17 protein-coding genes are annotated in these 19,915 nt (G+C 58.3%); 8 read left to right on the top strand and 9 right to left on the bottom strand.

The annotated features are described in order from the left end of the window. The first annotated feature begins 20 nt into the window (after positions 1-20). A complete protein-coding gene (locus ACR0D9_RS01180; protein WP_480481808.1) occupies positions 21-1,157 on the top strand; it encodes an MFS transporter in 1,137 nt (378 codons plus the stop codon). Between the two features lie 7 nt (positions 1,158-1,164). Here ACR0D9_RS01180 and ACR0D9_RS01185 read toward each other — a convergent pair whose 3' ends face one another. From ACR0D9_RS01185 to ACR0D9_RS01195, 3 genes are all read right to left on the bottom strand, one after another. Beyond that, positions 1,165-2,145: an ABC transporter permease gene (locus ACR0D9_RS01185; protein ID WP_267366742.1), complete on the bottom strand. Its 981-nt coding sequence runs from the start codon at positions 2,143-2,145 to the stop codon at positions 1,165-1,167. After that, positions 2,138-3,145, bottom strand: a complete 1,008-nt coding sequence (locus tag ACR0D9_RS01190; RefSeq protein WP_209504480.1) for an ABC transporter permease — start codon at positions 3,143-3,145, stop codon at positions 2,138-2,140. Before ACR0D9_RS01190 ends, ACR0D9_RS01185 begins: the two co-directional genes overlap by 8 nt. Before the next feature lie 93 nt (positions 3,146-3,238). Continuing rightward, positions 3,239-4,945, bottom strand: coding sequence for a peptide ABC transporter substrate-binding protein (locus tag ACR0D9_RS01195; protein ID WP_480486243.1), 1,707 nt, complete (start codon positions 4,943-4,945; stop codon positions 3,239-3,241). A 285-nt stretch (positions 4,946-5,230) separates the two neighbouring features. On the opposite strand from ACR0D9_RS01195, the gene ACR0D9_RS01200 reads away from it, so the two are divergent. From ACR0D9_RS01200 to ACR0D9_RS01220, 5 genes are read left to right on the top strand one after another with little or no spacing between them, the layout of a single operon-like run. Further along, the gene (locus ACR0D9_RS01200) at positions 5,231-7,051 is read left to right on the top strand and encodes an ABC transporter ATP-binding protein (RefSeq protein ID WP_480537442.1); all 1,821 of its coding nucleotides are present in this window, start codon (positions 5,231-5,233) and stop codon (positions 7,049-7,051) included. A gap of 4 nt (positions 7,052-7,055) precedes the next feature. Then, positions 7,056-8,222 carry an acetylornithine deacetylase gene (gene argE, locus ACR0D9_RS01205; RefSeq protein WP_480537443.1) on the top strand — a complete coding sequence of 389 codons (1,167 nt, stop codon included), beginning with the start codon at positions 7,056-7,058 and terminating at the stop codon, positions 8,220-8,222. Positions 8,223-8,265: 43 nt separating this feature from the next. After that, entirely contained in the window at positions 8,266-9,432 is a 1,167-nt protein-coding gene (locus ACR0D9_RS01210; RefSeq protein ID WP_267362903.1) for a M20 aminoacylase family protein, read from the top strand. A gap of 15 nt (positions 9,433-9,447) precedes the next feature. Further along, on the top strand, positions 9,448-10,611 hold the full coding sequence (locus ACR0D9_RS01215) for a M20 aminoacylase family protein (protein ID WP_480537444.1): 1,164 nt from the start codon (positions 9,448-9,450) through the stop codon (positions 10,609-10,611). A gap of 24 nt (positions 10,612-10,635) precedes the next feature. Continuing rightward, complete coding sequence (locus tag ACR0D9_RS01220) at positions 10,636-11,799, top strand: M20 aminoacylase family protein (protein ID WP_267362899.1); 1,164 nt, start codon at positions 10,636-10,638, stop codon at positions 11,797-11,799. 42 nt (positions 11,800-11,841) lie between these two features. Here ACR0D9_RS01220 and ACR0D9_RS01225 read toward each other — a convergent pair whose 3' ends face one another. Together ACR0D9_RS01225 and moaA are read right to left on the bottom strand one after the other, a co-directional pair. After that, the gene (locus tag ACR0D9_RS01225) at positions 11,842-13,164 is read right to left on the bottom strand and encodes a 3-deoxy-D-manno-octulosonic acid transferase (protein ID WP_480486238.1); all 1,323 of its coding nucleotides are present in this window, start codon (positions 13,162-13,164) and stop codon (positions 11,842-11,844) included. A 3-nt stretch (positions 13,165-13,167) separates the two neighbouring features. Then, positions 13,168-14,175, bottom strand: coding sequence for a GTP 3',8-cyclase MoaA (gene moaA, locus ACR0D9_RS01230; RefSeq protein WP_480486236.1), 1,008 nt, complete (start codon positions 14,173-14,175; stop codon positions 13,168-13,170). 90 nt (positions 14,176-14,265) lie between these two features. Between moaA and ACR0D9_RS01235 the strand changes: the two genes are divergently transcribed. Next, a complete protein-coding gene (locus ACR0D9_RS01235) occupies positions 14,266-14,697 on the top strand; it encodes a hypothetical protein (RefSeq protein ID WP_209597710.1) in 432 nt (143 codons plus the stop codon). Here ACR0D9_RS01235 and ACR0D9_RS01240 read toward each other — a convergent pair. The 4 genes from ACR0D9_RS01240 to glmU are packed head-to-tail and all read right to left on the bottom strand — an operon-like array spanning position 14,685 to position 19,102. Next, complete coding sequence (locus ACR0D9_RS01240) at positions 14,685-15,371, bottom strand: DNA alkylation repair protein (protein ID WP_480486234.1); 687 nt, start codon at positions 15,369-15,371, stop codon at positions 14,685-14,687. The two genes, ACR0D9_RS01235 and ACR0D9_RS01240, sit on opposite strands and share 13 nt — an antisense overlap. A gap of 5 nt (positions 15,372-15,376) precedes the next feature. Further along, positions 15,377-15,919, bottom strand: coding sequence for a pyridoxamine 5'-phosphate oxidase family protein (locus ACR0D9_RS01245; protein WP_209597707.1), 543 nt, complete (start codon positions 15,917-15,919; stop codon positions 15,377-15,379). Between the two features lie 3 nt (positions 15,920-15,922). After that, positions 15,923-17,746: a glutamine--fructose-6-phosphate transaminase (isomerizing) gene (gene glmS / locus ACR0D9_RS01250; protein WP_480486231.1), complete on the bottom strand. Its 1,824-nt coding sequence runs from the start codon at positions 17,744-17,746 to the stop codon at positions 15,923-15,925. A gap of 3 nt (positions 17,747-17,749) precedes the next feature. Further along, positions 17,750-19,102: a bifunctional UDP-N-acetylglucosamine diphosphorylase/glucosamine-1-phosphate N-acetyltransferase GlmU gene (gene glmU / locus ACR0D9_RS01255; RefSeq protein WP_480537445.1), complete on the bottom strand. Its 1,353-nt coding sequence runs from the start codon at positions 19,100-19,102 to the stop codon at positions 17,750-17,752. Between the two features lie 134 nt (positions 19,103-19,236). Here glmU and ACR0D9_RS01260 point away from each other — a divergent pair, with 134 nt between their 5' ends. Beyond that, on the top strand, positions 19,237-19,908 hold the full coding sequence (locus ACR0D9_RS01260) for an HAD-IA family hydrolase (RefSeq protein ID WP_480486227.1): 672 nt from the start codon (positions 19,237-19,239) through the stop codon (positions 19,906-19,908). Positions 19,909-19,915 lie beyond the last annotated feature (7 nt).

A 19,915-nucleotide genomic window follows, 5' to 3' on the forward strand; every position in this document is an offset into this window, starting at 1 on the left:
AGACAGCACGAGGTTCTCTGTTGATTGGTGTTTTCTCGGCATGGCGGGCAGTTGCGGCCATGTTCATCCTGAACGGGGCCTTGTTTGGCATCTGGGCCTCGCGCATTCCGGCCGTGCGCGACCGGTTGGATTTGTCTCATGACGCGTTGGGGTACGGGTTGTTGTTCATGGCGGCCGGGGCCGTCTGTTCCTTTCCGGTCACAGGGCGGTTGACGGATCGGAATGGCGCTGTTGCGATTACCCGGATTGTGGCCGTTCTGTACACGCTGTCGCTGGTTCTGCTTGCTGTGGCTGGCGGGTTTTGGGCGCTGGCGTTTTGTTTGTTTGTTTTCGGCGCGTTCCACGGATCGATGGATGTGGCAATGAATGCCTGGGCCGCCGAAGTCGAGCAGGCTTATGACAAACCCGTAATGTCATCATTCCACGCCATGTGGAGCCTTGGGGCCGGTCTTGGCGCGCTCAGCGGATATGTGGCTGTTCAGATGGGGCTGACGGTTCTGGTGCACTTCCTAGTGGCGGGTGGCGCGGTTGTCGCCTTCGCGCTGGCCTTGTCGTGGGTGCGCTGGACGTCGAAACGGTCCGATCGGCCGCAAAGCTCGGTTTTTGCTTTGCCCTCGGGCGCGCTGATACTGGTCGGATTCGCCGCCATGTGTGGTGCATTGGGTGAAGGCGCCGTCGCAGACTGGAGCGCGATTTTCCTGCGAGACGTGTCCGGTGCGCCCGAAAGTGTTGCCGCATTGGGCTATGCCGTGTTTTCCGTGGCGATGGTTGCGTTTCGACTTGCAGGTGCTGTTGTCATCACTTGGTTTGGTCCTGCCGCCACGGCTCGGTTTGGCGGGATCTGCGCGGCACTGGGCGTTTTCGTTGTGGTTTCTTCGGTCGTGCCCTTGCCCGCATTGGCGGGGTTTGCGCTGATGGGTATAGGGTATGCGGTGATCATGCCGCTGGCGTTCAGCCGTGCAGCCAGCGATCCGCATGTGCCGCCGGGGCAAGCCATCGCGAGTGTAGCTACGCTGGGATATGGCGGGCTGTTGATTGGGCCGCCGCTGATCGGATTTTTGGCGGAACTGTTCGGCCTGCGTCTGGCGTTTGCCGTGCTGTTGCCATTGGCCGTTCTCATCGTGCTGTTGGCCGGCGCGCTGAAGCGCGCCGACTGAACTTTTTTCAGCGTCCGCGAATGCGGGGATCCAGCGCGTCGCGCAGACCATCGCCCAGATAGTTGACGCTCAGCACTGTCAGCGAGATTGCCAGACCGGGCCAGAATACACGCTCGGGGTATTGCTGAAGATAGTCGACACCATCAAACAACAGGCGGCCCCATGTCGGGAAGTCGGGCGGGAAGCCCAACCCAAGGAAGGACAGCGCGCTTTCGGTGATGATCGCCGTGGCAATCCCCAGTGTTGCCGACACCATGATTGGTGACAGAACGTTCGGCAGAATATGCCGCGTGATGATCTGACTGTTGCTGGTGCCGATGGAGCGTGCGGCCAAAACGAATTCACGTTCCTTGATGGCCAGCACGTCACCGCGCACGATCCGTGCAGTCGGCATCCATGAGGTGATGCCGATGGCGCAGACGATCAGGATGAAAATCCCGCGCTCCAGCCCAAAAGCCGCTGACAGAGGCTCGCGGAACAGAAGCATCATAACCAGCAACAACGGCAGCAAGGGCAGGGCAAGAAACAGATCGGTCAGGCGCATCAGCGGCCCATCGAGCCGTCTGAAGAATCCTGCCAGAACGCCGATGAACGAACCCAGGAACAGCGCCAGCAACATCGCGGTTATGCCAACCGAGACTGAGGTTTGACCACCCGACATCATGCGCGCAAGAATGTCGCGACCCAATTGGTCGGTGCCAAAGGGATGCGCCCAACTGGGCCCCTGATTGCGCGACCGGATATCGATCTGGGTTGGATCAATGCTCCACAGATACGGGCCCAGATAGACACCGGCAACGATGATGATAAACAGGATCGCCCCGACCATTGCGCCTTTGTGGGTCTTGAACTGATCCCAAACATCGCGCCATTGGCTGCGGGGAGGGGTGGCCAGTTCTTCCATCACGTCGGCTGTCGGCAAGGCGGTTGAAGCTGGTGCAAGTCCTTCGTCCGGGACCAGCGTATCGGTACGATCATGATCAGTCATATCGAATCCTCGGGTCCAGAATGCCATAAAGTACGTCAGCGATCAGGTTGAACAACACGATCAGTACGGCGAAAATAAAGGTCAGGGTTTGCACCATCGGCAGATCATTGGCCTGAATCGCGCCGATCAGCAACTGCCCGATTCCGTTCACCTTGAACACCTGCTCGGTGATGATGGCGCCACCAAAGATGGACGGAATACCCAGCGCGATCACGGTGACCACCGGGATCATCGAGTTTCGCAGGACGTGAACCATGACCACGGTATATTCGCTGAGACCCTTGGCGCGGGCGGTGCGAACGTAATCCTGATTGAGGTTATCCAGCATGGACGCGCGCATGAACCGGCTGAGCTGCGCGGTGATCTGCAAGGCCAGAACCATGACCGGCATGATCATCTGTTTGAGCTGCACAACAAAACTGTCCCAGCTGTTGACCACCAGCGTGGTGTCATAGATCGACGGGAACCAGCCCAACTGAACCGAAAAGATCACGATTACCAGCACGCCCGAGAAAAACGGCGGGACCGAGAAGCCGACCATTGACACGAAGGTACCCATCTGGTCGAACCAGGAATATTGGCGGTAAGCCGAGTAGATGCCGATGGGCAGCGCGATCAGGATGGCGACCACATAGGCGGTGCCGACAACCCACAAGGTCTGCGGGATACGCTGAACAACTATGTCCATGACCGGCGAGCGGGTCTGCCATGAAATCACGCGCAGGTCGCCTTCGGAGAAGGTTGTACCGAATACAGAGTCGACCAATACCTGTGGTTCTATCCAGAAGAACTGCACGATCCATTTCCAGAACCGGATATGCATCGGCTGGCCGAGGCCAAGCGCCTCGCGCATCTTCTCTTTGACTTCCGGGGGAACGGTGAGTGGAACCTGTGCCATCGGGTCGCCAGGGGCAAGCTCGAGCAGCAGGAAGATGACGAGGCTGATGAACAGCAGTGTGGGCACGGCCAACACCAGTCGTCTGATTGTAAAGTTGAGCATTCAAAGGCGCCTTTGTTGATGCGTCTTCTTGTTGGAGCGGCCTGCAAATGACCGCGCCCCGAAGATCGGGGCGCGGCTTGGCAGGTTTAACGCTTAGGACCCGGTCTTGCGGTACCAGTCCGCAACGTTCCAAAGCTCGCTGTCCCAAGTGTTCAGGATCACGCCACCCAATGTGTTGGAATGTGCAGAGACCCGTCCACGATCAACCAGCGGAACCACGACATAGCTGTCCTTGGTCAGCATATCGTTGAGTTTACGGGCAATTTCGCCACGCTTTTCAAGCTCGCCAGTGCGGCCCAGTTCGGCCACCAACTTGTCGTACTCGGCATCACAATAGCGGTTGATGTTCTCGCCCTGCCACTGGCTTTCCGGTTTGGGTGCTTTGTCGCAGGTGTGCTGCGCAAGATAGCTTTCCGGATCGGTGCCATCGAAGTTGTTGGCGTACATTTCAACGTCTGCATAGAAACGCTGGAACGTGTCCGGGCTGCCCGGGTCACCACCAAAGAAGACCGACGCGTTGATGTTGCGCAGCTCGGTTTCGACACCGATCTGGCTCCACCATTCCTTGATCAGCGCCTGGAAGTCCTGACGAACGGCGTTGGTCGAGGTTTGATAGACCAGCGACAGTCTTACACCATCCTTGGCGCGGACACCGTCAGCACCTTTCACCCAACCGGCTTCTTCCAGCATCTGGTTCGCGCCGTCGATGTCCTGTGTCAGACATTCGGTGTTGTCGCTTGCGTACAATGCCGGGGCCGGTACCAGGTTGCAGGTCGGGCGACCGGCTTGGCCGTAGCCAATCTCAACCAGCAGATCACGGTCGATTGCCATCGACAGTGCCTTGCGAACCGCCAGTTCCGACAAGGCCGGGTGCGGATGTTTTGCGGTTGAACGTTCACCTTCAGGCAGGCTGGGGGACGGATCCGTCATGTTCATTTCGATCCGTTCAACCAAGGTCCCGAACGCCGCGATCGGAGTACCCTTGCCGCCTTCTTTCATTTGCTCGATGACTTCGGGCGCCAGTTGCAGGTTCCACGCATAGTCGAATTCGCCGGTTTCCATCACAGCACGGCCAGCCGCTGTCGCATCACCGCCACCTTTGAAGGTCAGCGTGGCAAAAGCGGGCTTGTTCGGGTCACGATAGTTCGGGTTGGCCGACATGGTGATCACGTCGTTTGGCTTGAATTCGTCCACCACAAACGGGCCGGTTCCGATCGGGCCAAAGTTCTGATCTGTACATTCGGGCGCCTTGGAGCCCATGCAGTTCTGAAACTGGGCCATCTGGATAATTGGCGACTGGCCACCCATGAATGGGCCATAGGGGTTCGGCTTTGGTTCGGCAAAGTTGACCTTGATGGTCAGATCGTCGATTGCCTCGACGCTTTCGACGCCTTCAAACTTGGCAAGCTGGGCGCAACCACCTTCCGGATGCATGCAATAGTCGGCGGTGAATTTCACGTCGGCCGACGTCACGGGCGATCCATCGGACCAGACCAAACCGGATTTCAGTTTCCACGTGATCGATTTCAGATCCGACGAAACACCACCGTTTTCCACGGTCGGGATATCCTCGGCGAGATAGGCTACAAGGTTCCCGTCTTGGTCATAGCGACCGAGCGGCTCAATCACCAACGAAGCCGATTCGATATCTTTGGTGCCCGAGGACAGGTACGGGTTCAGGATCGACGGAGCCTGCCAGTAAATGATGCTGACATTGCCGTCCGATCCACGCTCGGCCATAGCCACAGGGGCCATCGCCGTGCTTGCAATCGCACCAAGCAAAAGGGTTTTGATTTTCATAAGTTACTCCCAAGTTGGACACGTTCGTGTCTCGATTATCTCCGCAAGGCCTGCGGGTTTGGCGTTGCCGCCCCAAGGTAAGGTTCTGATCAAAAAAGATAATAGCGCTAACGATTTCGGTCTGCGCCGCCTCCCCAGGTCGGTTACATGGCGTATCGAAACAGAACCTGAGAAAAATGCAAGTAGTGCCGTCGCGAAAATGTGTAATGGGTTTGACTTTTCCCGGCGGCCCGCCTTAGCGTTCGGAATTCAGAAAAAGAATACCGTCGTCAAGGGAGCGCGCGCGTGCTGGATCAGCCTATTGCACAGATTAAAAAACTGCGGGTGGAGTTTCAGACGAAGGATGGCCCCGTTGTCGGTGTTGAGGATGTCTCGTTCGAGGTCAAACCGGGTGAAACCGTTTGTATCGTTGGCGAATCGGGGTCTGGAAAATCGGTTTCGTCGCTGTCGCTGATGCGGCTGGTCGAGTTCGGTGGGGGTGAAATCGCGGGTGGTGAACTTCTGTTTGATCGCCGCGATGGGGGCGAGATGGACCTGTCCAAAGCCGATCCGGATCTGATGAAACAGATTCGCGGCAACGAGATCGGGATGATTTTTCAGGAGCCGATGACGGCGCTGAACCCAGTTTTTACCGTTGGTCGCCAGTTGACCGAAGGTCTGCGCATCCACAAGCAGATGTCGAAGTCACAGGCCGAGGACCGGGCGCTTGAGTTGTTGCGCCAGGTTCGTATCCCCGAGCCTGAGCGTCGTTTGAAACAGTACCCGCATGAGCTGTCGGGCGGGATGCGCCAACGTGTCGTCATCGCAATGGCGATGGCCTGCGAACCCCGCTTGCTGATCGCGGATGAACCCACCACGGCGCTAGACGTGACTATTCAGGCCGAGATCCTGGCCCTGATGGATCGCCTCAAGCGCGAAACCGGTACGGCGGTAATGTTCATCACCCATGACATGGCGGTTGTTGCGCAGATGGCTGACCGTGTTGTCGTCATGTATCGCGGCAACAAGGTCGAAGAGGGGACCGTCAGGGAAATCTTTGAAAACCCGCAGCATGATTACACCAAGGCGCTTTTGGCCGCAGTGCCGAAGTTGGGTGAAATGCAGGGCAAGTCGGCACCCGAACCGATGAAGTTGCTGGGTGTCGAGGGGCAGAAAATTGCACCCATCCCCGGAACCGAAGAAGTTTTGTTGACGGTAAAGAACCTGACCACGCGGTTTCCTGTCAAAGGTGGTCTTCTGCGGCGCACGATCTCGAACGTTCATGCGGTCGAGGATGTGTCATTCACACTGAACAAAGGTCAGACACTCAGCCTTGTGGGCGAATCCGGGTGCGGAAAGTCCTCGGCCGGGCGTTCGATCCTGCGGCTGGTCGAGCCGATGGCGGGCGAGGTCAATCTGGACGGTGTCGATATCATGAAGCTGGACCCGTCCGGCCTGCGCAAGGCGCGGCTGGACATGCAGATGATCTTTCAGGACCCGTTCGCCTCGCTGAACCCACAGATGCAGCTGGTCGATCAGGTTGCCGAGCCGATGCGCAACTATGGCGTGGCGTCGGGATCCGAATTGCAGGACCGCGTCGCGCAATTGTTCGACAAGGTGCAGCTGCCGCGCAGCTTCATGCGTCGTTTCCCGCATGAAATGTCCGGGGGACAGCGTCAGCGGATCGCGATTGCCCGCGCACTGGCCCTGAACCCCAAGCTGATCATCGCGGATGAGGCGGTCTCGGCCCTCGACGTGTCGGTTCAGGCGCAGGTTCTGAACCTGATGATGGAGCTGCAGTCCGATCTGGGGCTGTCCTATCTGTTCATCAGTCATGACATGGCCGTGGTTGAACGTGTCAGCCACTATGTCGGCGTTATGTATCTGGGCCGCATTGTGGAACTGGGCCCGCGTGCACGTGTGTTTGAAAACCCGCAACACCCCTATACGCAGGCGTTGATGAAGGCAGTTCCAAATGCTGACCCAAACAAGCGAAAGACTGAAAAAGACCTGAACTTCAAACCGATCCCGTCACCGATCCACCCTGTCGACTACAAACCGGAACCCTCGCAATATCAAGAGGTTGAACCGGGTCACTTTATCCTGACCACAGACAGTGGGTACTGACACGATGGCCAAGCGCCTGACGCCGCTTGAGATCATGACCAAGCTGATCTCATTCCCAACCGTGAGTCGTGACACCAACCTGCCGTTGGTCGACTGGGTGGACGAATACCTGCAAAGCCATGGGATCACGTCGCACCGCTGGCCTGATCCGGATCAGCCGCATAAGGCGGCGATCTTTGCGCATGTTGGCCCTTTGGAAGAAGGCGCAGTTGTGCTGTCCGGGCACACGGATGTCGTACCGGTTGACGGGCAACCCTGGGACACCGACCCCTTCACCGTGACCGAGGAGGACGGCAAATATTTCGGGCGCGGCACCTGTGACATGAAGGGATTTGATGCGCTTGCCATCTGGGCGCTGGTCGAGGCGCATTACGCACGTGTGAAACGACCGCTCCAACTTGCGCTGAGTTTTGATGAGGAAGTCGGGTGTACCGGGGCGCCGCCGATGATCGAGGCGATGCAGGGCGTTCTTCCCAAAGGCTCGGCGGTGGTTGTGGGCGAACCATCGATGATGCAGGCGGTGACGGGTCACAAGGGTGGGTTCGGCTTTGACACCCATATGGTCGGGTTCGAAGTTCACAGCTCGATCATGCACACAGGCGTCAACGCCATCATGGCGGCGGCCCCGTTGATCGACTGGGCCAACCAACAGAACGCGCGAAACATGGCGGCGCAACCCAGTACCGTTGCTGCCGTGTTCGATCCACCCTGGACAACCTGCCACGTCGGTATGATTGAAGGCGGAACAGCCCATAACATTACCGCCAAAGACTGCCGGTTCATGATGGATTTCCGGACTGTGCCCGATGAAACGCAGGCCCAATGGCGCGATGCCTATTTCGAACAGGTTCGGCACATTGAGGCTCAGATGCAGGCCGTTCACCCGGATACCCGCATCGAACTGACTGAAAACTTCGCGATTCCGGGGTTGATCCCGGAAGAGGATGGTGAAGCCGAAGCTCTGGTGCGCGCCCTGACCGGAGACAACGCAAGCCATGTGGTCAGTTACGGGACCGAGGCAGGCCAATTTCAGGAGGCCGGGTATTCTGCCGTGATATGCGGACCCGGAGACATAGCACAGGCCCATCAGCCGAATGAGTTCATTACGATTGAACAATTCGAAGCCGGTCATAAATTCATGCAGCGATTGGTTGAAAAACTATGCGTCTAGCCCGGTGTAATACGGTGCCAGCGGTTGAGAGAAAGGTCTTGAGATGCCCGTGAAAAACAGACTTGCGGAAATGCATGGCGAGATCACCGAATGGCGTCGCCACCTGCACGCCCATCCGGAGTTGATGTATGACGTCCATGAAACTGCGGCGTTTGTCGCTGCCCGTCTGAAAGAATTCGGAGTGGACGAGATCACTCCGGGCGTTGGCAAAACGGGCGTTGTCGGGGTGATCAAAGGGCGCACGGATACGCAGGGGCGCGTCATCGGCCTGCGTGCAGACATGGACGCGCTTCCGATTGAAGAGGCGACAGGGCTGGACTATGCCTCGACCGTGTCGGGCAAGATGCACGCCTGTGGACATGACGGGCATACTTCGATGCTGCTTGGGGCCGCGCAGTACCTTTCCGAAACGCGCAATTTCGATGGCACCGTAGTTCTGATCTTTCAGCCTGCCGAGGAAGGCGGGGCCGGCGGTCTGGCCATGTGTCAGGACGGGTTGATGGACCGCTGGGGCATTCACGAGGTCTATGGCATGCACAATATGCCCGGTCTTCCGGTGGGAGAGTTCGCAATTCGACCCGGTGCGTTGCTGGCCTCGTCCGATGAGTTTGAAATCACCGTCACTGGCAAGGGCGGACACGCCGCTGCACCGCATGAGGCGGTGGATACAACGCTGGTGGCCTCGCACATCGTTGTTGCCTTGCAATCGGTTGTGTCCCGGACCGTTGACCCGATCAAGCGAGTTGTCCTCACCGTTGGGACGTTTGTGACGGACAGCGTAGCGTCGAACGTGATCGCTCATACGGTTCGTTTGCAGGGAACCGTGCGGACACTTGACCCCGAGTATCGCACAATCGCCGAAGAACGCGTGCGCCGGATCGCCGAGGATACGGCCTCGGCCTTTGGCGCGAAGGCGGAGGTTATCTGGACACCGGGATACCCGGTGACAGTGAATTCCGAGGCCGAAACAGGCTATGCAGCCGAGGCGGCAGCTGCGGTTGCGGGCAAGGTCAACGACAGCACGGACCCGATCATGCCGTCCGAAGATTTTGCCTATATGCTTGAAGAACGCCCCGGCGCGTACATCTTTATCGGGAACGGGGACACGGCCATGTGCCACCACCCGCAATACAACTTTGACGACGACGCGATCCCCGCCGGTTGCAGCTGGTTTGCCGAGCTTGTGGAACGACGATTGCCCGTCGCATGAAACAGGGAGAATGACATGCCGATCAAGAACCGTCTCGCAGAGATGCATTATGAGATCACCGGTTGGCGGCGTGACATTCACCAACACCCGGAAATTCTGTACGACACCCACCGCACCAGCGCGCTGGTTGCGGAAAAGCTGAACGAGTTTGGTTGCGACGAGGTCGTGACCGGCATCGGTCGTACCGGAGTCGTCGGCGTCATTCGCGGCAAAAGCGACACGCGGGGCCGCGTGATTGGCTTGCGGGCCGATATGGATGCCCTGCCGATGCAGGAACAGACCGGGTTGGACTATGCCTCGGAAATACCGAATGCGATGCATGCCTGCGGTCATGACGGCCATACGGCGATGGTTTTGGGGGCCGCCAAGTATCTGGCGGAAACCCGCAACTTTGATGGCACGGCAATCGTGATCTTTCAGCCTGCCGAAGAGGGTGGGAATGGTGCCGAGGCCATGTGCAAGGACGGTCTGATGGATCGGTTCGGCATTCAGGAAGTCTATGCGATGCACAATGTGCCGGGTGTTCCTACCGGGCAGTTTGCCATTCGTTCGGGCCCGTTGCTGGCAGCGGCGGACGAGTTTGACATCCATCTTGAAGGGCGCGGCGGCCACGCGGCAAAACCTCATCAGACGATTGATACAACGGTTATGCTGTCGCAACTGATCGTGGCGTTGCAGACGATTGTGTCGCGCAACGCGGACCCGATTTTGCAGGCCGTGCTGTCTGTGACCTCGGTTGAGACGTCCTCGAAAGCGTTCAACGTGATCCCGCAATCAGCGCGGATACGCGGCACCGTTCGGACCCATTCCAACGAGTTGCGCGACCTGATCGAACAACGGCTGAAGGAAGTCTCGGAAGGGACCGCTGCAACATTTGGCGGGTCTGTGAACGTCACTTATTCGCGGGGTGTTCCAGTGACGATCAATGCCGAAGCCCAGACGGGATATGCAGCAGAGGCTGCGGTGTCGGTTGGGGGCAGTTGCATTGAAGCGCCGATGGTGATGGGGGGCGAGGATTTCTCGTTCATGCTGGAAGAGAGGCCCGGGGCATTCATCGTCTTGGGCAACGGTGACAGTGCCGGACTGCACCACCCCGAATACAATTTCAATGACGAGATCATCCCCATTGGGTGCTCGTGGTTTGCGGAAATGGTCGAGCGCCGGATGCCGGCGGCGTGACCTGAATCAGGAGAGAGAAAAGACATGCCAGTCAAGAACCGCTTTGCCGAATTGCAGAATGAAATCACGGAATGGCGAAGGGATCTTCACGAAAATCCAGAGATCCTGTTTGAGACCCACCGCACCAGCGCGAAGGTGGCCGAGAAGCTGAAGGAGTTCGGATGCGATGAGGTTGTAACCGGTATCGGACGTACCGGCGTTGTGGGGGTGATCAAAGGCAAGTCGGACAGTAAGGGAAAGGTGATCGGCCTGCGCGCAGATATGGATGCATTGCCGATACATGAGGCGACGGGGTTGGACTATGCCTCGAAAACGCCGGGTGCGATGCATGCCTGTGGTCATGACGGGCACACCGCGATGTTGCTGGGGGCGGCAAAGTACCTGTCGGAAACCCGCAACTTTGACGGCACCGTTGTCGTGATCTTCCAACCTGCTGAAGAAGGGGGCGGCGGGGGGCGCGAAATGTGCGAAGACGGCATGATGGACCGCTGGAACATTCAGGAAGTCTACGGCATGCATAACTGGCCGGGACAGCCTGTCGGCAAGTTCGCAATCCGACCGGGGTCGTTCTTTGCGGCAACCGATCAGTTCGACATCACCTTTGAGGGTCGCGGCGGACATGCGGCCAAACCGCATGAGACCGTGGATACCACAGTTCTGGCAGCGCAGGCTGTCCTTACGTTGCAAACGATTTCTTCGCGCAATGCCGACCCGATTGATCAGGTTGTGGTGTCAGTGACATCGTTCGAGACGTCATCCAAGGCATTCAATGTGATCCCTCAGACCGTGCAGATCAAAGGCACGGTGCGCACCATGAGCAAGGGCATGCGGGATCTGGCTGAAAAGCGGATCAACGAGATTTGCAACGGTGTTGCGGCCACGTTTGGCGGCACCGCTGACGTGACCTACATTCGTGGATATCCGGTGATGGTGAACAGCGACGAGCAAACAGAGTTTGCGGCGGACGTGGCCCGGTCGGTGTCCGGTGATTGCGACGAGGCACCTTTGGTCATGGGGGGCGAAGATTTTGCCTTCATGCTGGAGGAACGCCCAGGCGCTTATATTCTTGTGGGCAACGGTGACACCGCAATGGTTCATCACCCGGAATACAATTTCAACGACGAAGCCATTCCGGCCGGATGCAGCTGGTGGGCGGAGATTGTCGAACAGCGGATGCCAGCTGCCTGATGGAGAGGGTGGGGGCTCTGCCCCCACACCCCCGGGATATTTCTAGCCAGATGAAGCGGGATCCTCTGCTTGCAGATCAAGCACCGTGCAGAGGGTTTCGACGACGGCATCCAAGGCGGTCGATTGCGTATTGACGCAGGATTGTGCAGCCCTTCGGGCCGCTTGAAGGGCATTCTGGTCCGACAACCAATGTGAAACGGCCTCAGAGAGGTCAGCGGATGTCTGGACCTCGACAGCGCCCTTGGCGTCGATCAGCGGGGCAAAGGTTTCTGCAAAGTTGAAATACCCCGGGCCGGTGATCACGGCGGCCCCGACCTGTGCCGGTTCAAATGGGTTGTGTCCGCCAATTTCTTTCAGTGACCCCCCAAGGAAAACGATCGGGCAAAGCGCGTACCAGGTTCCGGTTTCGCCCAGTGTGTCGGCAACATACACCTGCGTCGTATCTGTGATCGGTGCGTTTTTTGACCGGAAGGACGCCTTGAGCCCCGCGTTGTTCAGAAGTTCTGCAACCTCACCGCGTCGTTCGGGGTGGCGTGGGATCAGAAGCAGCAGAAGGTCGGGCCAATGCTGCAACAATGCTTTGTGGGCTGCCAGAACGCTGTCTTCTTCTCCGGCATGGGTGGAACTGGCGATCCAGACCGGTCTGGCGGCTAATTGCGCGCGAATGTCATCCAGCGTGTTCTGGTCCACAGGCAGAGGATCGGACATGGCCTTGAGGTTGGTGCCGGGCTGCACGCGTTGGGCAGGGGCACCCATGGCAATCAGGTCGGCAGCTGTTTTGTCGTTTTGCGTCAGGAACAGGCGAAACTTATTCAGAATAAACCTTGCCGTTTTAGGGCGCTTCTTCCATCCGGCGACAGATTTGTCCGACAATCGAGCATTCAGCAGAGCCAGTGGAATGTCGCGCCCTGCGCTTTCGACAATCAGCCGCGGCCAGATCTCGCTTTCGACGAAGATCCCGGCATCGGGTTGCCAATGGTCCAGAAAGCGTTGGACCGAGTTGGCTGTGTCAAGCGGCGGGTACTGGTGCCGGGTGCGGGGCGGCAAGCGCTTTTCGATCAGGGCCGCTGAGGTTGGCGTGCCTGAGGTGATCAGAAACTCGGTTTTGGGAAGGCGGTCGGCCAGCCGATTGATCAGAGTGAGGACCGACAGGCTTTCGCCGACACTGGCGGCGTGGAACCAGATCAACTGCCCTGCGGGGCGGGGCATACTGGCATGGCCAAGACGCTCCTGTTGGCGATTGGCTGGTACACCGGCAGCCTCAAGTTTCTTTCGGACGGTTCTCCAGACCAGAGGTGCGGCCAGAGAGATCAGGGCGCAGTACAGATGGTACAGCGCTGTGGGGCGGTCTTTGTGATCCGGCATGTATCAGCCGCCTGTATGGCTCATGTGGCGGCTCATTCGGCCATCGACTGACTGGCGGGAATAGTCGAAGTCGTGACCTTTTGGTTTCAGGTTGATCGCCGCGCGGATGGCATCTTCAAGCGGCTGTTCGGTGTCGGGGTAATCCCGCAATGCGCCGCGCAGATCCGCCATGTCCTCCTGCCCCAGACACATATAGAGTTCACCGGTGCAGGTCAGGCGCACGCGGTTGCAGCTTTCGCAGAAATTGTGAGACAGGGGCGTGATGAAGCCGATCTTCTGACCGGTTTCTTCCAGCCTGATATAGCGGGCCGGACCGCCAGTGCGTTCAGCCAGATCCGTGATCGAGTAATGGTTTTCGTACTCTTTGCGCACATCCTTGAGCGACCAGTACTGATCCAGTCGATCCTCGTTGCCGATATCGCCCATCGGCATGACCTCGATCCAGGTCAGGTCCATATCACGCTCGGCGCACCATTCGGTGATCTTGGGCAGTTCGGGTTCGTTGAATCCCTTGAGTGCAACAGCGTTGATCTTGATCCGCAGCCCTGCCTTTTGCGCCGCGTCGATGCCGTTCAGTACCTGTTTGAGGCGGCCCCAACGCGTGACTTTTGCAAATTTGTCGTCATCCAGCGTATCCAGGGAAACATTCACGCGGCGCACACCGGCGGCATAAAGATCTTCGGAAAAGCGATGCAACTGCGAACCGTTTGTCGTCAGCGTCAGCTCTTTCAACGCACCGCTGTCCAAGTGGCGGGTCATGGCGTTGAAGAAGGTCATGATATCACGACGAACCAAAGGCTCACCGCCGGTAATGCGCAGTTTCTCGACGCCCATTCTTACAAAGGCCGAGCACATGCGATCCAGCTCTTCCAGCGTAAGAAGGTCTTTCTTGGGCAGAAAGGTCATGTTTTCGGACATGCAGTAGACGCAACGAAAATCACAGCGGTCCGTGACGGAGACGCGGAGATACGTGATAGCGCGGGCAAACGGGTCGATGAGCGGAGCAGACATGCGACATAGGTAAAGCTGTAACCTGCCTGCGACAAGTGCGAACTGCGCTTTGCACTGGATCACACCCGCATGGGGTTGTAGTTTCCGGGCATGAAAAAGGCATTTGTTTTTCTATGCGTTGTTTTGACCGGGTGCGACACTGTCCGGGCAACGACGGAACGTGTGTTCGGGTCGGGGGACGAGGCGGCTGTGGCCGTATCGGATGTCGAAACTGCGCCAGTTGTCGCTGAGGAAGTTCTTCAGCCCGAGCCTGTTGCGGCACGCCCCAGTTGGGTCGGGGCCAAAACAACCATTGCCGGGCTTGGTGATCCGACCACACCAGGGCGCTGGATGCAGACGCCGCTGGTCGATAGCGAGGTAACGGCGCGGGTTGTTGTGCCCAGAACCGGCGCGCAGGCCTATATCACCCTGGTTCCTGCCGCAGGCCCGGAAAGTAGCGGCAGCCGCTTGTCGCTGGATGCCATGCGGGCCCTTCTGGTGCCATTAGACGAACTGGTCGAAGTCGCGGTCTATGCCGACTGACTTTTCAGGTATTTGGCTGCTTCGCGGCGGGCGAACGGTTTCATGGCATCGCCATGTCTGTCCATAAACGCGATCACACGTTCGGGGTCGTGTTTGGACAGTTCACGCAGCCACCAGGCAATTGATTTCTGAATGAACCAGTCGCGGTCAGGGACATATCCGGCGGCCCAGCCGAGGATACGGTCGCGGCGTTGCAGGTCTTCGGGCTTGGGGTGGTTCTGTTTGGTCCAGGGCAGGGTTGCTACAAGAGCCGCGCGCCGGGTCCACATGTGATCGGACTGTGTCCACTGTTCGATGGCATTCAGCCTCTCGGGGTTGGCCATCAGTCGTTTTTGCATCGCCATGCAGGCATGATCGGCGACGGCCCAGGCGTCAAAATCCGGTAGCCAGCTTTGAAGTAGGTCCCAAACCTGATCGTCGGGCCTGATACGGGCCTGGGTTAGAAGCTTGGCCGCGGCAAGGCGCCCTTCGTGGATATCGGTTTGCCACAGCGCCTGGGCCAGCGCGACGCGTTTGTTCACATCCAGCTCTTGCCGCCATGCTTTGGTCAGATCGTTGAGAACCGGATTGGCGACACCCAGATAGACGCGATCCGCCTTGTGATAACTGGCCATCTGACCCGCACGTTCCGGGTCGGCATGGGCTTTGATCTGATCAAGAAAAGGGGTCAGCATTGGGGTCAGACCGGAACGCCTGTTGGCTTGCCGTCAATCGTCTGGCTGTTTTTTTCGGCCCAATAAGACCGGATGTCGCCGTCCGTCTTGCCATCGACCCACTTCTGCATCGTGTCGCGGTCGGACTGGAATTCCATGAACGGCACTGCATACCCGCAAGAGGTCTGAACCATTTCAATCGTCTGGTCGTAGATCTGCCGGGCGCTGCGGTGGTTGGGGAAGAGATTGGCCAGTTCGGCCCAGCCCTCATCTCCGACGTGCAGAGTGCGGGCCGTTCCATATGTGCGCAGGATCAGTGGGCGCGTGGTGAAGGCGCACCACATCAGTGTCATCCTGTTGACCTGCAAAAGATGCCCCGCAGTTTCGTTGCCGCTGCCGGTCAGGTTCATCCAGACGATGCGGTTTGGTCCGACCACCCGCAGCGAGTCCATACCTTTGGGTGAGATATTGACCTTTCCCTCGGACCCGGCGGTGCCGACGAAGAACATATGCTGATCTTCGATGAACTTTTGATGCGCGTCATCAAGCCGGGGAAACTGCTTGGCCATAATTCACTCCACCGTTACCGACTTTGCCAAATTGCGCGGCTGATCCACATCCGTGCCCTTGGCCACCGCCGTGTGGTAGGCCAGCAACTGTGCGGGAACCGAATAGAGGATCGGCGCAAGACTGGTGTGAATATGTGGCATCCGGATCGTGCTCCAGACTCCGTCTCCGGCCTCGTCAATTCCATCATCATCAGACACTAGGATCACTTTGCCTTTGCGCGCCATCACTTCCTGCATGTTTGACACGGTCTTGTCGAACACTGTGTCACGGGGTGCCATGACGACAACAGGCATATGCTTGTCGATCAGGGCGATGGGTCCGTGTTTCAACTCGCCCGATGCATACCCTTCGGCGTGTATATAGCTGATTTCCTTGAGCTTCAGCGCCCCTTCCATTGCCAGAGGATACATCAGGCCACGGCCCAGGAACAGAACGTCGCGCGCTTCGGACAGGCGTTGGGCTGCTTTGCGGATCGCCCGGTTCTGATCCAGTGCCGTGTTCAGCACGGTCGGTAACCCACGCAGCGCAGCGGTGTGATCGGCGATTTCCTCATCGGTCAGAGTGCCGCGGTCGGCCGCTGCCTTGAGCGCCAGCATCAGTAGAACACTTAGTTGACAGGTGAAGGCCTTGGTCGAAGCCACACCGATTTCAACGCCAGCATGGATCGGCAGGGCGATATCGCTTTCCCGAGCAATCGAACTTTCAGGGACATTGACGACAGAAACGATCTTGTCCGCCTTGCCCTCGCAATAGCGCAGCGCGGCCAGGGTGTCCGCGGTTTCTCCTGACTGGCTGACAAACAGCGCCAGTGTGCGACCCGTGATCGGAGGTTCGCGATAGCGAAACTCGCTGGCGATATCGACCTCGACCGGCATCTTGGCCAGTTGTTCGAACCAGTATTTCGCGGTCAGGCAGGCGTAAAACGCGGTGCCGCAGGCGACCATGGTCAGGCGGTCCAGCTTGCTGAAATCCAGCTCGGCGTTGGGGAACACCACTCGATCACCGCCTGTGGGCAGGTAGGATCGGATGGCCTCGGCCACAACGATAGGTTGTTCAGCGATTTCCTTGGCCATGAAATGTTTATGTTCGCCCTTGTCGGCGCGCGCATGATCCAGCTTGATCTTGCGCTTTTCCCGGTTGGCCAGTTCACCGGCCTCGTTGCGGATTTCCAGTGATGTTCGGGTCAGAACCGCGCGATCACCTTCCTCAAGATAAGTGATCTGGTTGGTCAGTGGCGCAAGGGCAATGGCGTCCGAACCCACATACATCTCACCATCCCCGTGGCCGATGGCCAGGGGTGATCCTTTGCGGGCGGCTATAATCAGGTCGTCCTCACCATCGAACAGGAACGCAAGGGCGAAAGCACCTTCCAACTTGTCGATGGTCTTGAAGGCGGCCTCGACCGGGGACATGCCTGTGTTGAGGTGATGTTCCGTCATCAGCGCGACGGTTTCCGTGTCGGTTTCGGTTTTGAAGGCGACACCGTGTTTGGCCAGTTCGGCCCTCAGGTCGCGGTAGTTTTCGACAATTCCGTTGTGAACCACGGCCACCGGGCCCGCCTTGTGGGGATGCGCGTTGTTGACGGAAGGCGCACCATGTGTGGCCCATCGGGTGTGACCAATGCCGGATTTACCGGGCAGCGGATCATGCACCAACAGATCGCTGAGGTTGACCAGTTTGCCGACCGCACGCCGACGACCCAGGACACCGTCATTAACGGTTGCAATCCCGGCGCTGTCATAGCCGCGATATTCCAGCCGTTTCAGGGCTTCTACCAGAATAGGGGCCGCTTCATGCTGGCCCAAGACACCTACAATTCCACACATATCTCAGGCCTCGTTATCGCGGCGAGCCTTCTTCGCCTTCAACATATCAAACAGTTTTCGCGCGTAGCCGGGTTTGTTTTCCTGCTTGGCGCGCGCCACGGCCAACGCCTCGGGCGCTACGTCTTTGGTCACCACGGTGCCTGTCGCTGTCATTGCGCCATCGCCCACAGTGACTGGGGCCACGAGCATGGTGTTGGAGCCGATAAAGACATTCGCACCAATGGTGGTTTTGTGCTTCATCACGCCATCATAGTTGCAGGTGATTGTTCCCGCGCCGATATTCGTCGCAGCACCCACTGATGCGTCCCCGATATAGCTGAGGTGGTTGACCTTCGCGCCTTCGGCGATTTCTGCATTCTTGATCTCGACGAAATTGCCAACCCGCGTGTTTTCGGCCAGTTCCGCACCGGGGCGCAGCCGCGCGTAGGGGCCGACAATGGCGCCGCGACTGACATGGCACCCTTCCAGATGGGAAAAGGCCCGGATGGTTGCACCGCTTTCGACGGTCACTCCGGGGCCGAAGACCACGTTGGGTTCGATTACTGTGTCACGCCCAATCACAGTGTCTGCGGACAAGTATACCGTATCCGGTGCCATCAATGTGACACCCATATCCAGCAGTTCTGCCCGCGCGCGCGCCTGAAACACCGCGTCGGCGGCGGCCAGATCAGCGCGTGAGTTCACGCCCAGCGTCTGGGCCTCGTCACAGGCGACGGCGGTTACGTTCAGACCGCGGTTGCGGGCGATCTCAACTACGTCTGTCAGGTAGTATTCACCTGAGGCATTGTTGTTTTCAACGGCGTCAATCAGCGAAAAAAGCAACTGGGCATTACAAGCTAAAAGGCCCGAGTTGCAAAATGTTATGGCGCGCTCTTCATCTGATGCGTCTTTGAATTCGACAATGCGTTCCAACGTGTCGCCATTCATGACCAACCGGCCATAGCGGGCCGGATCAGCCGCATCGAACCCAAGGATGACCAGGTCATTTTGGGATCGAGCCTCGACCATCCGTTCCAGCGTGTCGGGTTGTAAAAACGGGGTGTCGCCGAAAAGAACCACGATATCACCGTCGAACCCTTCCAGTGCTGTCCTGGCCTGACCGACCGCATGGGCCGTACCCAACTGTTCTTCCTGAACGGCTATCCGGGCATCTTCGTCTTCGTCCTGAGCAACCTTTGCTACAGCCTCGAACCCGTGGCCGGTAACGATCACCGTACGTTCGGGCGACAGGACAGACCCGGCGCGCATCGCGTGAACAAGCATCGGAGCCTGAGCGATGGGATGCAGGACTTTGGGAAGATCCGAATTCATCCTGGTGCCTTTTCCGGCGGCAAGGATGACAAGGGCAATGGTCATGAAATCGTTTTCTCTTTGTGTTTTGTTGCCGACCGTTTTATCCGCTGAGGGCAAAGGCGCAAGCTGTTCGGCCATCAAACAAGATTGCCGATTGAAACAGGACACGGCGAAAACCTGCCGAAACAGGAGGCAACATGCGGACCGTCATCTTCGATCTGGACGGCACATTGGCGGATACATCGGGCGATTTGCTGACAGCGGCGAACCATTGTTTTCGCGAAATGGGGTATGGTGATGTCCTGGTTCATGGGCAGGATGCAGGCATCGCGCTGCGTGGCGGTCGCATGATGTTAACCCAAGGGCTGAAACGCGTCGGAGCTTACGATGAGGACACCGTTCAGGCCTATTACCCGGTTCTGCTTGAGGCTTATGCGCAGGATATCGACACCCACACAAGTTTCTATCCGGGAGCGTTGCAGGCCGTCGAGATGCTGAGTAACGCGGGCTACGGTGTCGGCATTTGCACCAACAAGCCGGAACATCTGGCCGAATTGTTACTGACACGCATGGGAGTGCGGGATCGTTTTGCCTCGTTGGTCGGGGCGGATACGCTGCCAGTGCGCAAGCCGGACCCGGCCCCTCTGCGCGAGGCTGCGCGACGGGCCGGGGGGGATCCGGCTTGGTGCGTGCTGATCGGAGACTCGGATACCGACCGCAATACCGCCCGAGCGGCAGGGGTCCCATCGGTTTTGGTGACTTTCGGACCGTCAGGAGAGGACATGGCAGCGCTGGAGCCCGAAGCCCTGCTGCATCACTTTGACGACTTGCCTGATCTTGTGCCTGATCTGATCGGTGCGGCAGCCTGAAACCTTG

It is taken from the genome of Ruegeria sp. AK11, assembly GCF_056541095.1.

Coding starts and splice junctions, on each gene's coding strand:
- ACR0D9_RS01235 (WP_209597710.1), top strand. CDS start 14,266: ATGAAAAAGGCATTTGTTTTTCTATGCGTTGTTTTGACCGGGTGCGAC.
- glmS (WP_480486231.1), bottom strand. CDS start 17,746: ATGTGTGGAATTGTAGGTGTCTTGGGCCAGCATGAAGCGGCCCCTATT.
- ACR0D9_RS01260 (WP_480486227.1), top strand. CDS start 19,237: ATGCGGACCGTCATCTTCGATCTGGACGGCACATTGGCGGATACATCG.
- moaA (WP_480486236.1), bottom strand. CDS start 14,175: ATGTCTGCTCCGCTCATCGACCCGTTTGCCCGCGCTATCACGTATCTC.
- ACR0D9_RS01195 (WP_480486243.1), bottom strand. CDS start 4,945: ATGAAAATCAAAACCCTTTTGCTTGGTGCGATTGCAAGCACGGCGATG.
- ACR0D9_RS01210 (WP_267362903.1), top strand. CDS start 8,266: ATGCCCGTGAAAAACAGACTTGCGGAAATGCATGGCGAGATCACCGAA.
- ACR0D9_RS01220 (WP_267362899.1), top strand. CDS start 10,636: ATGCCAGTCAAGAACCGCTTTGCCGAATTGCAGAATGAAATCACGGAA.
- ACR0D9_RS01245 (WP_209597707.1), bottom strand. CDS start 15,919: ATGGCCAAGCAGTTTCCCCGGCTTGATGACGCGCATCAAAAGTTCATC.
- ACR0D9_RS01190 (WP_209504480.1), bottom strand. CDS start 3,145: ATGCTCAACTTTACAATCAGACGACTGGTGTTGGCCGTGCCCACACTG.
- argE (WP_480537443.1), top strand. CDS start 7,056: ATGGCCAAGCGCCTGACGCCGCTTGAGATCATGACCAAGCTGATCTCA.
- ACR0D9_RS01215 (WP_480537444.1), top strand. CDS start 9,448: ATGCCGATCAAGAACCGTCTCGCAGAGATGCATTATGAGATCACCGGT.
- ACR0D9_RS01225 (WP_480486238.1), bottom strand. CDS start 13,164: ATGCCGGATCACAAAGACCGCCCCACAGCGCTGTACCATCTGTACTGC.
- glmU (WP_480537445.1), bottom strand. CDS start 19,102: ATGACCATTGCCCTTGTCATCCTTGCCGCCGGAAAAGGCACCAGGATG.
- ACR0D9_RS01240 (WP_480486234.1), bottom strand. CDS start 15,371: ATGCTGACCCCTTTTCTTGATCAGATCAAAGCCCATGCCGACCCGGAA.
- ACR0D9_RS01185 (WP_267366742.1), bottom strand. CDS start 2,145: ATGACTGATCATGATCGTACCGATACGCTGGTCCCGGACGAAGGACTT.